Origin of the sequence: Acinetobacter sp. TTH0-4, assembly GCF_015602665.1 — a bacterium.
GTDB classification, from domain to species: domain Bacteria; phylum Pseudomonadota; class Gammaproteobacteria; order Pseudomonadales; family Moraxellaceae; genus Acinetobacter; species Acinetobacter albensis.
On record NZ_CP059079.1, the window covers coordinates 1,812,866 to 1,827,717 of the forward strand.

Sequence of the window (14,852 nt, forward strand, 5' to 3'; positions counted from 1 at the left end):
CGCTAAGGAACAAAGTGTTAATGCAGTAATTTGAGTTGTTGATGCTGCTGCAATTCATCGATTGAATTAATACTGTGAAAAAATAAAGCCTGATTTTTAAAATTAATAACCTGAGCGTGTAAATCCAGAAAACACTGTTTTAAACTACGCTGATTTTGCGCAAGATGCTTGTAAATGGTCGTATAAGCACTGCGTTTTACCAAACAAAATGGATACAGTGCCTGACCATTCACTTCGACATAGGCCACTTCAGCTACACTATTTTTAGTTAAAGCTAAATGTAATTTCAATATGACTTTGGGTGGAATATAAGTCACATCACACGGCACAAAAAGAACATAATCCGATTCAACATGCGACCAAGCACTTTTAATTCCCATAAGTGGACCGAAGAAACCGCTTTCTTCATCTTGATAACAACCAATACTGGGAATGATTTTCTGATAAATTGAATCATCTCGATGGCTATTAATCCAAACTGCATTAACATCATTTTTAAGCTGCTGATAAATTTTAATCAGTTGAATTTGATCATCAAATTTCTGTAATAGTTTATTGATCCCATTCATGCGACGCGCCTGCCCACCTGCCAAAATCACCAAATCCGTGCGAGGATAAAATGAAGAGGTCAAACTTTTTATCATTGAACTTCGACTCATTCTACGGCCTCCATTTGACACGCTTTAATCAAGCCACGAATTTCAGGCAAACATGAACCACAATTTCCGCCTGCTTTTAAACATGCTGTGACCTGTTTTTCATTGCTGAGATTTTTTTCTTTAATCGTATCAATAATTCGGTTTTTACCGACTTTAAAGCAGCTACAGACCAAAGGCCCTTCACTATTCCCCATTGACATGGCTTGACCTGCCAGCAATGCTTTACGGTGTATGGCACTTAAACGCTCACGTTTAAATAAACTGGCGACCCAATCTCGATCAGGCAATAAAGCTTTGGGTGCAATGTACAAACTCGCAATCAAAATACCATCTTTCATAATAACACTATGGCTCATATGTGCCGAAGGATCATCCAGATTCAACCATTCAAAATCTTCATTCTCAAATGGTAACAACGCTTTTAAATGCTTAGTGGTTTCAGTCAGTTTACGCCGATCTGCAAGTTCATAACGTGTGGCTTGAGTCGTTTTAATTTTTGTCCACCACGTTAAACGTTCTATGGAAGCTTGCACCATTTTTTCAAAACCATCACGTACATAGAACACCCCTTGCCATTGGGTATAAAATGGATGAATGATGACAGGTGTATGTTTAAATTCTGGCTCACCCGAAATGGGATCGACCACGGGGTTAACGACTTTGCCAATTCTGGCATCAGAAGCAAACTGATCATTCCAATGAATCGGTGCAAAAATTTGTCCACGGCGAATATTGTCACTCACAACACTACGTAGTACGCAATTTCCCCAAGCTGATTTGACCTCGACTAACTCACCCTCTTTAATGCCATATTTCAAGGCATCATTCGGATGGATTTCACAATAAGGCTCAGCTTTATGTGTGCCTAAATTGGCAGACAGTCCTGTACGGGTCATCGTGTGCCATTGGTCACGAATCCGTCCTGTATTTAAAATCAGTGGATATTCAGCATTGGGTAAGTTGATTGGTTTTTTAGCCATGGTCGCAATAAATCTGGCTTTGCCATCAGCATGACTAAACTGCCCTTCTGAAAATAATTGGGCATATTGAGCTTCGTTTTGATCGTTCTTTAAAACAGGCCACTGAATCGGTTTAAGATTTTGATAGGCTTCAAAACTTAAATGAGTTAGCCCCTGTAAATTAAAATATCGAAAGTTTTTGATATTTTGACGACTCGAAACGTCTAGGTTTTGATAAGCAGAAAGTTGCGCATGTTCTAAAAAAATCTCATGACTATTTTTAAAATTAAAACCTGAAAAGCCCATTTTTTGCGCCACTTGAGATACTGCCCACCAATCGGCCTTGGTCTGCTCAGGCGCATCTAAAAATTGGCTTTGACGGGAAATACGGCGTTCCGAGTTGGTGACTGTGCCATCTTTTTCCCCCCAACCCAAGGCAGGCAATAAAACATCGGCATATTGCGTGGTATCCGTGTCCTGACAAATATCAGACACCACCACAAACTGACATTTATCTAAAGCACGTTTGACCTGATCAGCATTGGGTAAACTCACCACAGGATTGGTTGCCATAATCCAAATGGCTTTAATTTTACCGTTTTCCACTGCTTCAAACAGATCAACGGCTTTTAAACCCGGTTTTTGTGCAATCAGCGGACTGTCCCAAAAAGTCTGAACCAGTTGTTGATGTTCAGGATTTTCAAGTTCCAGATGTGCCGCCAACATATTGGCAAGACCACCGACTTCACGCCCACCCATCGCATTCGGTTGTCCTGTCATGGAAAATGGCGCAGCACCACGCTTGCCAATTTTTCCTGTCAGTAGATGTGTGTTAATAATACTATTGGCCTTATCCACCCCTTGAGAAGATTGATTGACCCCCATCGAAAATAATGTCATCACTTTTTCAATCTGCGCAAATTTTTCAAAAAAGAGGTGTAATTTTTCTAAGGAAATTCCTGTTTTCAGTGCTACATCTTCAATATTTGCTTCGGTTTGTGAACTTTCTAAAGCAGCATCTAAACCCAGTGTATGTGCTGCAACAAATGCGGGATCAGCATGACCATGTTGCTGTAAATATTGTAATAATCCATTGAACAGCGCGACATCTTGTCCTAGTAAGATCGGTAAATGTAAATCAGCAGCTTCACAGGTGGCGGTGAAACGTGGATCAATCACCACCACAAATAAATCTCTTTCTTCCTTGGCTTTCATAATGCGTTGATACAACACAGGATGACACCATGCTGTATTTGACCCGACCAATACCACCATATCCGTATGTTCAAAGTCCTCATAACTTGCAGGAACTAAATCTTCCCCAAAAGCACGTTTATGCGCTGCAACCGCAGAAGACATACACAGCCGTGAATTGGTGTCGATATTCGCTGTGCCCAAGTAGCCTTTGACAAATTTATTCACTACATAATAATCTTCTGTCAGCAACTGTCCTGAAACATAAAAGGCAATACTGTCACGACCATAATCGTCTATACATTGCTGAAATTTATTGGCAATTAAATGGATTGCCGTTTCCCAATCTGTGGTTTTACGCTGATTGTCAATGGATGTTTTTCGGCCCAACATTGGCTGTAAAACACGCGTTTGCAATCCAATTGTATCGGCTAGATTACTCCCTTTAATGCACAATTTACCAAAGTTAGATGGATGATCTACATCACCCATTACTGATACTTTTTGCCCCATAGCTGTTTGCTGCACAGTCGCTGTTACGCCGCAACCTACACCACAATACGGGCATGTGGTATTCACTATTTTGGTGTCTAAATCTGTGGAGCTATGCAGTTCCATTACAGGGATACTCTTCATTTCTGCTATGCTCCTTCTCTAAATTTATACATGTATGACTTTGAAAAACAATTGATTCAGACGTTTTTAGACCCATGTAAACCTCAACAATCTTGAGGTGGCATGAATGCCACCATTTCCCATCATTACAAGGATGTCATGTAGAAGGGACAAAGATTTTCTTACCTTGTGCCGCAATACGGCTCATACTTCAAAAGTAAGTTAAACGCTTACGCAAATTCAGATTAATCTTCGAGGTAAATATGACCGTACAAAATTCTGGCCTGATTAGAATCACCCTGCTTTCTTTAATGCAAAATCTTTACCAAATAGCAGTTTATTGCGAATCGAAGAAATGGATGTTTGATCGGAAATGAGTTCTGCATACCATGTTCCATCTTCTGTATCACCAAAGAGCACTGCACCAATCACTTTATCTTTTTGAATAATAATACGTTTATAAATCTGACGTTTTTCGTCATTTAATACAATATCTTCAAAATCTTCGTTGGCTTCACTATTGTCCAAATCAATTCGCCCTGCTGAAAACACATCACAGCCACTGACTTTTAACTGAGTTGGAACAGTCGGTGCTTTAAAAGTTAAACTTCCATGTTCTGCTAGATGTGATGCACAAATAAATGCCTGTCCCCAAAGCGGTTCAACCAATCCAAAAGTCTGGTTACGATGCTCAATACACTCACCGACTGCATAAATACTTGGGTCATAAGTTTGCATGGTGTCATTCACCAAAACGCCACGGTTACAACGTAAACCTGCGCTTTGCGCCAATGTCATATTGGGGCGAATACCAACTGCAAATACCACAAGATCCGCCTCTAAAACCTGACCATCTTTTAAACGAACTTTCGTGACATGACCATTTTCACCGATCAGTTCTTCAGTATTGGCTTCAGTAATAATAGAAATGCCTTTTTGTCCAATACTATGGCGGAGCATTTGACTGGCTTTAGCATCCAACTGACGTTCCATAATACGATCCATCAGATGTAAAACCGTGACATTCATACCCCGTTGTTTTAGACCATACGCAGCTTCCAAACCGAGCAATCCACCGCCAATCACTACAGCATTCTTCTTAGAAACACAGTAATCAATCATTTTATTCACATCGTAAATATCACGAAAACTCACCACACCTTCTAAATCTGCACCGTTGACAGGTGGTACAAAAGGTTTAGAACCTGTGGCGATAATCAATCGGTCATAATCCACCATGACACCTTTTTCGGTATACACCTGTTTACGTGGTCGATCGATCCTTACCGCTGCATCGCCTGCAATAAAGCGAATTTTTTTATCGGCATACCATGCATGTGGGTGCAACATAATGTCATCAATGGTTTTATCACCCGACAATACTGGGGATAACATGATCCGGTTATAATTGCCCCATGGCTCTTCGCCAATCACCGTAATTTCATAACGATCAGGTGCCATATCGAGTAAATCTTCAAGACAACGCATACCTGCCAGACCGTTGCCAATAAGCACCAGCTTCATTTTTTCGTTCGATACACCATTATTGGTGATATAGGTTTTTTGTGGCGTTGGACTGATCAACACACGACCATTTTCAATTTTGCTTGGAAAAACCAGCAATTTTTGATCTTTATCTTCCAAGCAACGCCCTGTCGCTAAACTAAAATGCTGCTTGTATATGGGTGAGGCAACCACACGCTCCCCCTGTAAATCACCAATAATGCCGCGCGCCATTACAAAGGCTTTACTAAATGGATCCTGATTACTTAAAGCATAAACACGTTTTTCATTACCAATACGGAAAATGGCCACTTGTTGATCTGCAATTAAAGCACCCACACCTGTATTGGCGGTTAGGTCATCTAAATCACACACGTCAATCCAATCTAATTCATTCATTTCTTTTAAAATTGTCATCATTATTTTCCTTTATGCTTTTTGAGCAACTTAAGCTTCAACCACAGGAATACGTGTCACATCACGTTCAGCATCTGTTTTAGGCCGAATTTGCCCACGGACTGCTGCAAACTGAATGTGCGGATCTTTTTGTTGTTCCGCTTTTGCATTGATAAAAGTCACAAAGCGTTTACGCACCTCAGGATTTTCCAACGCAGTACGCCATTCATCCTGATAAGTGCCTACGACATGGCTCATATGGCGTTCAAGTTCGGCAGCAACACCTAAAGAATCATGAACGACTACATCTTTCAGATAATCCAAACCACCTTCCATGTTGTCACGCCATACCGAGGTCCGTTGTAAACGATCTGCGGTTTGCACATAGAACATAAAGAATCGGTCGATGTATTTGATTAAAGTCTGTGTATCCAAATCAGATGCCAGCAACTCTGCATGGCGTGGTTTCATCCCACCATTACCACATACATATAAATTCCAGCCTTTTTCTGTGGCAATCACACCGACATCTTTACTTTGGGCTTCAGCACATTCTCGAGTACAGCCTGAAACTGCCATTTTAAGCTTATGGGGTGAACGTAAGCCTTTGTAACGATTTTCTAAAAAGATGGCTAAACCAACAGAATCATCCACGCCATAACGACACCATGTACTGCCGACACAGGACTTTACGGTGCGTAATGATTTACCGTAAGCATGACCAGACTCAAACCCCGCATGAATCAGTTTTTCCCAAATTTCAGGCAACTGATGCAATTGTGCTCCAAACATATCGACACGCTGTCCACCTGTAAGTTTGGTATATAAACCATATTCTTTGGCAATTTGACCCACAGCAATTAAACCGTCTGGAGTGACCTCCCCACCTGCCATACGTGGTACAACCGAATAAGAACCATCTTTTTGAATATTGCCGAGGTAATAATCATTACTGTCCTGTAGACCTGCATGGCTTGGTTTCAACACAAAATCATTCCAGCAAGACGCTAAAATATTTGCGGCAGTGGGTTTACAAATATCACACCCCAAACCATGACCATGTTGCTGAATCAGATCATCAAAGGTTTTAATCTCATTGACACGTACCAAGTGATACAGCTCTTGACGTGAATAGGCAAAGTGCTCACACAGATGGTTATTGACTGTGACGCCTTGGCGTTGCAATTCAGATTTTAAAACCTGAGTCACCAATGCTGAACAACCACCGCAAGCAGTTGCTGCTTTGGTACATTTTTTCAATGCACCCAGTGAGGTTGAACCTTCGGCAATGGCAGAGCAAATATCTGCTTTAGACACGTTATTACATGAACAAATGGTGGCACTGTCAGGCAGCAAATCGATGCCACTTCCGCCTGTTTTAGCAGCAGACTGAGCATAGCCCGGCATGATTAAACTTTCAGGGTTTTCAGGGAGTGTTAAGCCATTGAGCATCATTTGTAAAAGATCATTATATTCTTTGGCACAACCCACCAAGACTGCTCCCAACAGTTTGGTTTTGTCGCTATTCACCACGATTTTTTTATAAGTCATGGTTTCTTCATCTGCATAGAAATAGCTGAGAGATTTTGGCGTTATGGCATGGGCATCACCCACCGATGCGACATCTACGCCCATAAGTTTAAGTTTGGTACTCATGTCTGCGCCTGCAAATTCGTTGCAAGGCTGTTGCATCACATGTTTTGCTGCAATACGTGCCATGTCATAACCTGGTGCAACCAAGCCATAAATTTTGTTCTGCCATAGTGCACATTCACCAATAGCATAAATATCGGCCTCAGAAGTTTGGCAGTAATCATTAATGACAATACCTCCACGCTCGCCAATGGCCAAACCACTTTGACGTGCTAGTTCATCACGTGGGCGAATTCCTGCAGAAAATAAAACGATATCAGCTTCAAGTTCTGAACCATCAGCAAACTTCATCACATGCGTGCTATTTGCACCCTTTTCAATAGATGATGTGGCTTTTTGGGTATGAACTTTCACCCCTAAATTTTCAATTTTAGAGCGTAAAATCTTTCCGCCCAGATCATCAATCTGTACCGCCATGAGGCGTGGTGCAAATTCAACCACATGTGTTTCCAGATCCAGATCGCGTAAGGCTTTGGCGGCTTCAAGACCTAATAGTCCGCCGCCAATCACGACCCCGGTCTTTGCATTTAAACTCGCAGCGCGAATGGCATCCAAGTCATCAATAGTTCGATAAACAAAGCAATTTTGACGGTCGTTGCCTGAAATCGGTGGAACGAAAGCATAAGAACCTGTTGCCAGAACTAATTTGTCATAAACAATTACATCACCGTGATGGGTCGTGACTGTTTTATTTACGGTATCAATTGAGGATGCTTTAGTGCTTAAACGTAGGTCAATACCATAGGCATCAGCAAAGTCAGAGCGGCAAAGAGTGAGATCTTTGGCTGATTTTCCTGTGAAGTACTCTGTTAAATGTACACGGTCATAGGCTAAACGTGGTTCTTCTGCCAATATAGTGATTTCAATGTCATCGCCTGCATGTTCCAACACAGATTCAATGAATTTATGGCCGACCATGCCATGACCAATCATTACTAATTTCATTTCTATTCTCCTCAATTCTTATCGTTATGCTTCGACTTAAACGCTTTGCTTGATAGTGGCTGATGCGTTTTGTTCAAGGCTTTGACGCTCAAGTACTGCGGCATCAAATAACTTTTGTTCTTTCTCTTTATGTTCAACTGAGAAGCGAATCATCAACACACAACTGGCCGCAATAACCACTAAACCACCCAAAATCATGAGCGTGGTTTGAATGTCTAACATTCCTTTAAGCAAGAAACCTGCTGCAACTGCACCAACGTTACCACCCGCTCCGATAATGCCTGCTACACCGCCTAAAGCATCACGATCAATGAATGGAACAAGTGCATAGGTTGCACCGCAAGCCATATGAGTGAACAATGCAAATACGGTCATCACAAGAATGGCGAGAATGGCGGTATTCATTTGTGAGAATAAAATTAAGAACACACCTTCCAGCAAAATCATGCTGAACAAAACTTTGGTACGCCCATCCAAGCCTTTTTTAATCGCGATTTTATCTGAAACAATACCACCCAAAGCACGGGCAAATAGTGCCAGCAATCCAAAGATTCCCGCAGCAAAACCAGCTTCTTTTAAACCGAACTGAAAGTGGTCAACAAAATACAGTGCAATAATATTGTGAATAAAAATTTCAATTCCAAAACACGCTGCATAAGCACCAAACAATATCCATACGCGGTAGTTTTTGGCTGCATGTTTTAAAATAGCTAGACCGCCTTTTTTATCACTACCGACCTGTACACCTTCTGCACGGAGTTCTTTAAAATCACCTTGTGGGCAGTCTTGGGTAAATTTCCAGTACATTGCACCCACTATCAGCATTAATACACCCGGCACAATGAGTGCAATTCTCCAGCCCATGGCTTGCTCAACACCAAACATGACCAAAGCCGCCAGCATCAGTGGCATCAGTGCTTGCGTTGCACCACCGCCTGCATTTCCCCAACCTGCTGTGGTTGCATTTGCAGTTCCCACGACATTTGGCGCAAACATAATACTGGTGTGATATTGAGTGATGACAAAACTGGCACCAATCGCACCAATCAATAAGCGGAAAAACAGGAAAGATTCATAGCTGTTGGCCGATGCCACGCCAAAGACTGGAATACTGCCGATAATGAGCAATGCAGTGTAGGTTTTTCGAGGACCATACTTATCACAGAGTGGACCCACAATCAGACGCACCAAAATAGTGATAGCAACGGCAGCAATATTAATATTGGCAATTTGATCTTTCGTCAGATGAAATTCACCAGCAATAACAGGCATTAAAGGTGCGCAGGCAAACCATGCAAAGAAACAGACAAAAAAAGCGAGCCAACTCATATGGAAGGCTCGTGTCGCTGCGCTGCTGAAGTTAAAAAGACTTATTTTTGTGGCTTTTTTAGCATATAAATTTGAAGACATTGTCATCTCCTTCCTGAACTGAACGTGTAGGGTTATCTGCTATGCGGATTGCTGCATATCAGATTCGATCAGAGCGGACGTCGTTGGCCGTCTTACAAATTTTTTAGAGTCGTCTTTGACTCAAATTAAATAATGCAAACACCGTGCCAAGTAAATAGAAAAATAGATAACCTATTTATAAATAATAATTTTTATAATTTCTATCTATTGTTTTTAAGCTTATAGAAGTGTTATTTCAGAGAGCTAAACCCTAGGGAGCAACTAAAAACACTCCAGATCCTGCGTTCTCATAGCGCATTTTTGCTTTAAGACAGTGCACAAAAATATAGAGTTAAATCTAGATTATTGATTTTATTAATTAAATATAATAATTAATATGTTGGCACTGTAATTGCTTTATTTTTACTATAATTTTTTTCAGGCTTTGCCTGTTGTTTAGCCCTTATGCCAAAACTTAAAATCGCATTGATTGATGACGATCAAGAGCGTGCTAATTATATTAAAGCGTCCTTGATCGAACATCATTTCGATGTCGTCGCCTGTTTGACGATTGATCATTTAAATCTGTTCCGATTGGAGCAACTCTATGCCGATGTAATTTTGTTAGATATGGATCATCCGCAGCGCGATGTTATTGAGAGTTGCGTGAGTCAATTCGATTTACCCACAGTTTTATTTACGAAAAATAGTCATAAAGATACCATTAGAAATGCAATTGATGCAGGCGTCACGGCGTATATCGTCGATGGTATTGATCCGAGTAAACTGGAAAATATTTTAGAGATTTCAATTGAACAATTTAAAAAACATAAGAAATTATTGGGTGATTTAGAAGAAACTAAAAATAAATTGGCAGACCGTAAAGATGTCGAAAAAGCGAAAGTTTTGATGATGCAATTACATGCTTTAACTGAAGATCAAGCATTTCAACTGTTAAGAAAAAATGCCATGAGTCATCGCATGACCATTGGGGAAATGTCGCGACGCCTGTTAGATGCTCAACAACTGTTACAAAACCAACTTAAGGATTGAACTATGACCGATTTAGAAAAAAATGAAATTCAAATCGGCTACATTCCTTTGTTGGATTGTGTGGCCATACTGTGGGCCAAGCAACGTGGTTTTTTCGATGAACTGGGTTTAAAGGTCACTTTGGTCAAAGAAGCGTCTTGGGCAAGTTTAAGAGATCGCTTGGCTTTTGGTTTCTTAGATGCAGCACATTGTTTATCTGCCATGCTGCCTGCTGCTGCATTAGGTAAAGATCAGCTTGGCATTCCTTTACAGACGGCTTTGGTTTTAAGTCAAAATTGTGCATTCATTAGTTTAAGTCAGAAATTATGTTTTGAGCTCCATATTTCAAGGCAAGATAGCGCGCAGGAATCGGCACAGAAAATAGTCTCTGCACTACAACAACAGAAATCCATTCAGTTAGCACATGTGTTTCAGCAGTCTATCCACCATTATTGTATAAGAGAGTGGTTGGCTTTAGCTAACATCGATATTGCTCAACATATCAAACTGGCGACTCTACCGCCGCCGTACATGGTTGAAGCTTTGAGTAACCATGTGATTGATGGTTTTTGTGTGGGTGAGCCATGGAATACTCAAGCTGAACTTTCTGGAATGAGTCAGATTGTAGCCGAAAGCCAAGACATCATTCCCCCAGTGGCAGATAAAGTATTGGCTGTTACTGCAGATTGGGCTGAGCAACATCCACACACCCATTTTGCTTTAGTTCAAGCCATTCAAAAAGCACAACAAGAGCTCAAAATATTAGAAGATTACACAGCGGTCTGGCAAATGTTGATTGAGTTTAATATTATTCAATTTCAATGTTCTGATCGTATTCATGTACAAAAATTTCACTCCATTCAAATGATTATCCGTCACTTTGTTCATGAATCTTCAAAACCTCGAAGTGAGGATTTTAAATGGTTAATTGAACAAATGCAGAAATGGGATCAAATTGAAATTGAGGTAGCAGAAATTGAACAGATCAGTCAAAACTGTATTTTATATTTAAAAGAATAAGTGACCTATTAGTGACCTTTTAAAGCCAAAACCTATTCATGCAGAAAAATAACGACGCAGTACAACTTCAAACATGAAAGGTTTTTGCTGTATGAGCTAAATACGTCTATAGAAATAGTGATAGATATAGAATGGATCACAGATCGTCCCTGTTGAAGCATGATCTTCGTCATTATATTTTTTTATGTTTGAAAATGCTGAATAAGTATTCACTATCGACCCTATTCGGTTTATAAATGAGTCCACCTTTACAGAAAATGCAATTAAAATAATGAAAACAATTCTAATTACCGGCGCCAATGCAGGCATTGGGCTCAAAACTGCGGAACAGTTTGTAAATGAGGGTCATCATGTCATTCTGGCCTGTAGAAATATGGAAAAAGCGCAGCAAGCCAGACAGCTCTTGCAACAACAAGGCAAAGGTCAAGTTGATCTGATTGAACTTGATTTAAATAGTCTCGAAAAAGTTAACCATTCAGCCAATCAAATTTTATCTCAATATAATCATATTGATGTTTTAATTAACAATGCAGGATTAATTTCCACCCATCTGGCGCGTACAGAAGACGGTTTTGAAAAACATTTTGGGGTAAATTATCTGGGCCATTATTTATGGACCTTAAAATTGTTACCTTTGCTCAAAAAAGCGCAACAAGGTCGAATTATTCATTTATCTTCACTGGCACACTGGGCTGGACGTATTCAGCCTGAAAATTTTCATGCAGATCATCATCCTGTTTATCATACCTTTTCAAGTTATGGCAGCAGTAAATTGCAGAATTTATTGTTTAGTCATGTGTTGGCGAAACAACTTCAACATTCCAATGTGACCAGTAATGCAATCCATCCAGGTGTAGTCGATTCTGAGTTATATCGTCAGCTGCCTAAACTTCAATATCGAGTGGTTTCCTTGGCTTTAATTCCTGCCAGCAAACCTGCTCAGCTCATTAAAAAAATGGCTTTAGACAAATCATGGGCAAAAAAGAATGGACAGTACGCCAGTGTGCAAACACCTGCTCTTCGTTCGCCAAAATCTAAAGACATGCCATTGGCGCAACAACTTTATGATCTGTCCTATGATCTGATCAAACAATATCTATAATTTTAAAAACTTAGATGTCTCCATCGAAGGTATAGCAAAATGACCAGAAAAATCATTGAACCGCTTTATCAACAAGATATATTGGGAATGGGCTATGAACAGGCCACTTTAAATTTTCCCGATGATCATGAAGGTCAAGTCACCGCAACCTTAATCCGTAAAAAGGCAGGATTAACAACCCATAAAGCCGTCCTATATATTCATGGTTTTATTGATTATTTCTTTCAAACTGAAATGGCAGAGCAGTTTAATCAACACGGTTTTGATTTTTACGCCGTTGATTTACGCAAATATGGACGCTCGCACCTACCACATCAAAAATATTATAACGTGCGTGACCTAGCCGAATATGATGCTGAAATTGGCCAAGCGCTTGATATCATTGCAGCTGAAGGTCATGATGCTATTGTGCTGAGTGGACATTCTACTGGTGGTTTAACCAGCACCTTGTATGCAGCCCACCATCCAGAACATCCTTTAATTAAAGCACTTTGGGTCAATAGTCCTTTTTACGACTTCAATATGAACCCCATCAAGAAAAAATTGGGTGTTCCAAATTTAAGTCGTATTGGCAAACTTTGTCCAGATTTAAAATTTCCAAGTGAGTTGAATAAATTCTATGTCCCTAGTTTGCATAAAACCATGAATGGCGAATGGGATTTTAATCTGGAATGGAAAAAAACCGCCTACCCTATGGTTCGCTTAAGTTTTGTAAGGGCCATTTTTGAAGCACAAAAAGAAATCCATCAGGGCGTCAAACTGAATATCCCTGCTTTGGTCATGCATTCACATCAAACCAAAAACCCGAAAAAATGGCATAAAGATGCGCAAAATAGTGATGTAATTTTGAATGTAAAACATATTGAAAAATATGCCAAAAAAATCAAAGGTGATGTGACTGTCAGCAAAATACACAATGGCTTACATGACTTGGTTTTATCGGAAAAATCTGTACGTGAAAATGTCTACCAACAACTCTTTGCATGGCTAAAACAAAAAGAGCTGTAAATTCAATTTGTCCTTTTAAGGATTAATCATCTTTATATTTCAGTAAGGTTTGATGCACAGGATGCGTTTTTGGCATAAGTTCAATTAAACGCTCTACAGCATCAATCGCTTCTGGAAAACGCGCCACATGTTTCAGCAGGACATCGGTTTCATTGGCTTTAAAAATAGCATCACTTAAACGTGACTCTAAGCAGTCACGCCATGCACATAAAAAAGGACTTTCCGTTTTTGCTAAGAACACACCCGTACATAGTTTTAAAGCAGAATCGATATAGCCTGCATCTAAGGATTGTTCTGTCAGTAAAAAATCAGCTTCTACATGGGCCAGTAAACGATAAGGTCGAGAACCCAACATACCACCTAAAATATCGCGTAATTGTGACATTTCCGCCTTTAACGTTCCCATACTCACTTTTCTTTCGCCGTACAAAGCTTGATGCAGTGTATCTAAACTCAGACCTTGAGGACATAGCGCTAAAATCGTTAGAATTTCAATTTGACGCGGTGTCAGCACCAAAGTTTTGCCATTGAACAATATTTGGGGCACGGAAAATGCCCGAATAAACAATTGCTGTTTTTGATGTTCCATCAAAGCGGATTGAATAATCGATGCGCAACGTTCCGCGGCAAGTAAGCCCAAACTATTATGCTTTTGCCATAGCGTTGATAAATCAATCACGCCTAAAACTTGTTTCGAATAGGGATCAATAATTGGGGCGGCATAACAAACCCAATCATGAATAGAGGACATAAAATGTTCATTGGAAAATACACAGCTCGATTGCTGGGTTTTTAACGACAAAGCCAAAGCATTGGTGCCGACTAATTCTTCTCGCCATTGCCCACCTTCAATAAAATGCACACTCTCTGCTGCACTTTGCATTTGTGGGCTTGAAGCCGTCCAAATGATGGTACTACCGATATCCCCGACGGCCAGCACCATTGAGGATTGTTCAGCGATATGCTTTAAATCTTGGGCGCAATGGCGCAGCGCATGTTCCAAAGCAGTGGGATAAGTTTCTTTTTGTAAATGGACCAAGGGTGCAGCTGAACGGTCTTTGGGAATTTCAGCAGATGTTGAGCGTTGCCAAGAACTGACAATACTTTCTCCTAACTGTTCGGCATGCAATGGAGACAGACTGCTACTTTGTCTAAACTGATCAATCTTCTGTCTTTTTTGCATTAAATTCTGTTTTGTCATCATTCCTTATTCTCTCAACAATTCATGATTTACATCCACTGTAATACCTATTCTTTTATGATCAATGAAAAAGATTGTAAACCTTCTTGTATCCAACCTTTCTCCAACCTTGTCCAGAGTATGCTAATCAAATAATGTGCAAAAGTACCTTATACCAAAGCTGTAGATGCAGCTTT

10 protein-coding genes are annotated in these 14,852 nt (G+C 40.2%); 4 read left to right on the top strand and 6 right to left on the bottom strand.

Annotated elements, in window-relative coordinates:
- Window positions 1–17: 17 nt before the first annotated feature.
- The 5 genes from H0S58_RS08480 to H0S58_RS08500 form a co-directional block, all read right to left on the bottom strand.
- Window positions 18–659: a molybdenum cofactor guanylyltransferase gene (locus H0S58_RS08480; RefSeq protein WP_171250333.1), complete on the bottom strand. Its 642-nt coding sequence runs from the start codon at window positions 657–659 to the stop codon at window positions 18–20.
- Window positions 656–3,448: a nitrate reductase gene (locus tag H0S58_RS08485; RefSeq protein ID WP_195726278.1), complete on the bottom strand. Its 2,793-nt coding sequence runs from the start codon at window positions 3,446–3,448 to the stop codon at window positions 656–658. The genes H0S58_RS08480 and H0S58_RS08485 overlap by 4 nt, the downstream gene beginning before the upstream one ends.
- Window positions 3,449–3,721: 273 nt before the next feature.
- The gene (gene nirD, locus H0S58_RS08490; RefSeq protein WP_193890347.1) at window positions 3,722–5,347 is read right to left on the bottom strand and encodes a nitrite reductase small subunit NirD; all 1,626 of its coding nucleotides are present in this window, start codon (window positions 5,345–5,347) and stop codon (window positions 3,722–3,724) included.
- Window positions 5,348–5,377: 30 nt separating this feature from the next.
- Window positions 5,378–7,924 carry a nitrite reductase large subunit NirB gene (gene nirB, locus H0S58_RS08495; protein WP_195726279.1) on the bottom strand — a complete coding sequence of 849 codons (2,547 nt, stop codon included), beginning with the start codon at window positions 7,922–7,924 and terminating at the stop codon, window positions 5,378–5,380.
- A gap of 36 nt (window positions 7,925–7,960) precedes the next feature.
- Window positions 7,961–9,334, bottom strand: coding sequence for an MFS transporter (locus H0S58_RS08500; RefSeq protein ID WP_053580070.1), 1,374 nt, complete (start codon window positions 9,332–9,334; stop codon window positions 7,961–7,963).
- A gap of 444 nt (window positions 9,335–9,778) precedes the next feature.
- Here H0S58_RS08500 and H0S58_RS08505 point away from each other — a divergent pair, with 444 nt between their 5' ends.
- The 4 genes from H0S58_RS08505 (at window position 9,779) to H0S58_RS08520 (ending at window position 13,475) form a co-directional block, all read left to right on the top strand.
- Window positions 9,779–10,366, top strand: coding sequence for an ANTAR domain-containing response regulator (locus H0S58_RS08505; RefSeq protein WP_195726280.1), 588 nt, complete (start codon window positions 9,779–9,781; stop codon window positions 10,364–10,366).
- 3 nt (window positions 10,367–10,369) lie between these two features.
- A complete protein-coding gene (locus tag H0S58_RS08510) occupies window positions 10,370–11,365 on the top strand; it encodes an ABC transporter substrate-binding protein (RefSeq protein WP_195726281.1) in 996 nt (331 codons plus the stop codon).
- Window positions 11,366–11,636: 271 nt separating this feature from the next.
- A complete protein-coding gene (locus tag H0S58_RS08515; protein WP_195726282.1) occupies window positions 11,637–12,467 on the top strand; it encodes an SDR family NAD(P)-dependent oxidoreductase in 831 nt (276 codons plus the stop codon).
- Between the two features lie 39 nt (window positions 12,468–12,506).
- Window positions 12,507–13,475, top strand: coding sequence for an alpha/beta hydrolase (locus H0S58_RS08520; protein WP_195726283.1), 969 nt, complete (start codon window positions 12,507–12,509; stop codon window positions 13,473–13,475).
- Window positions 13,476–13,497: 22 nt separating this feature from the next.
- On the opposite strand, the gene H0S58_RS08525 is transcribed toward H0S58_RS08520, so the two are convergent.
- Entirely contained in the window at window positions 13,498–14,679 is a 1,182-nt protein-coding gene (locus H0S58_RS08525; protein WP_195726284.1) for a helix-turn-helix domain-containing protein, read from the bottom strand.
- Between the last annotated feature and the right edge of the window lie 173 nt (window positions 14,680–14,852).

Excerpts from the sequence above, each read along its gene's own strand:
- H0S58_RS08520 (WP_195726283.1), top strand. The coding sequence starts at position 12,507 with ATGACCAGAAAAATCATTGAACCGCTTTATCAACAAGATATATTGGGA.
- H0S58_RS08480 (WP_171250333.1), bottom strand. The coding sequence starts at position 659 with ATGAGTCGAAGTTCAATGATAAAAAGTTTGACCTCTTCATTTTATCCT.
- H0S58_RS08525 (WP_195726284.1), bottom strand. The coding sequence starts at position 14,679 with ATGATGACAAAACAGAATTTAATGCAAAAAAGACAGAAGATTGATCAG.
- H0S58_RS08505 (WP_195726280.1), top strand. The coding sequence starts at position 9,779 with ATGCCAAAACTTAAAATCGCATTGATTGATGACGATCAAGAGCGTGCT.
- nirD (WP_193890347.1), bottom strand. The coding sequence starts at position 5,347 with ATGACAATTTTAAAAGAAATGAATGAATTAGATTGGATTGACGTGTGT.
- H0S58_RS08510 (WP_195726281.1), top strand. The coding sequence starts at position 10,370 with ATGACCGATTTAGAAAAAAATGAAATTCAAATCGGCTACATTCCTTTG.
- H0S58_RS08485 (WP_195726278.1), bottom strand. The coding sequence starts at position 3,448 with ATGAAGAGTATCCCTGTAATGGAACTGCATAGCTCCACAGATTTAGAC.
- H0S58_RS08500 (WP_053580070.1), bottom strand. The coding sequence starts at position 9,334 with ATGTCTTCAAATTTATATGCTAAAAAAGCCACAAAAATAAGTCTTTTT.
- H0S58_RS08515 (WP_195726282.1), top strand. The coding sequence starts at position 11,637 with ATGAAAACAATTCTAATTACCGGCGCCAATGCAGGCATTGGGCTCAAA.
- nirB (WP_195726279.1), bottom strand. The coding sequence starts at position 7,924 with ATGAAATTAGTAATGATTGGTCATGGCATGGTCGGCCATAAATTCATT.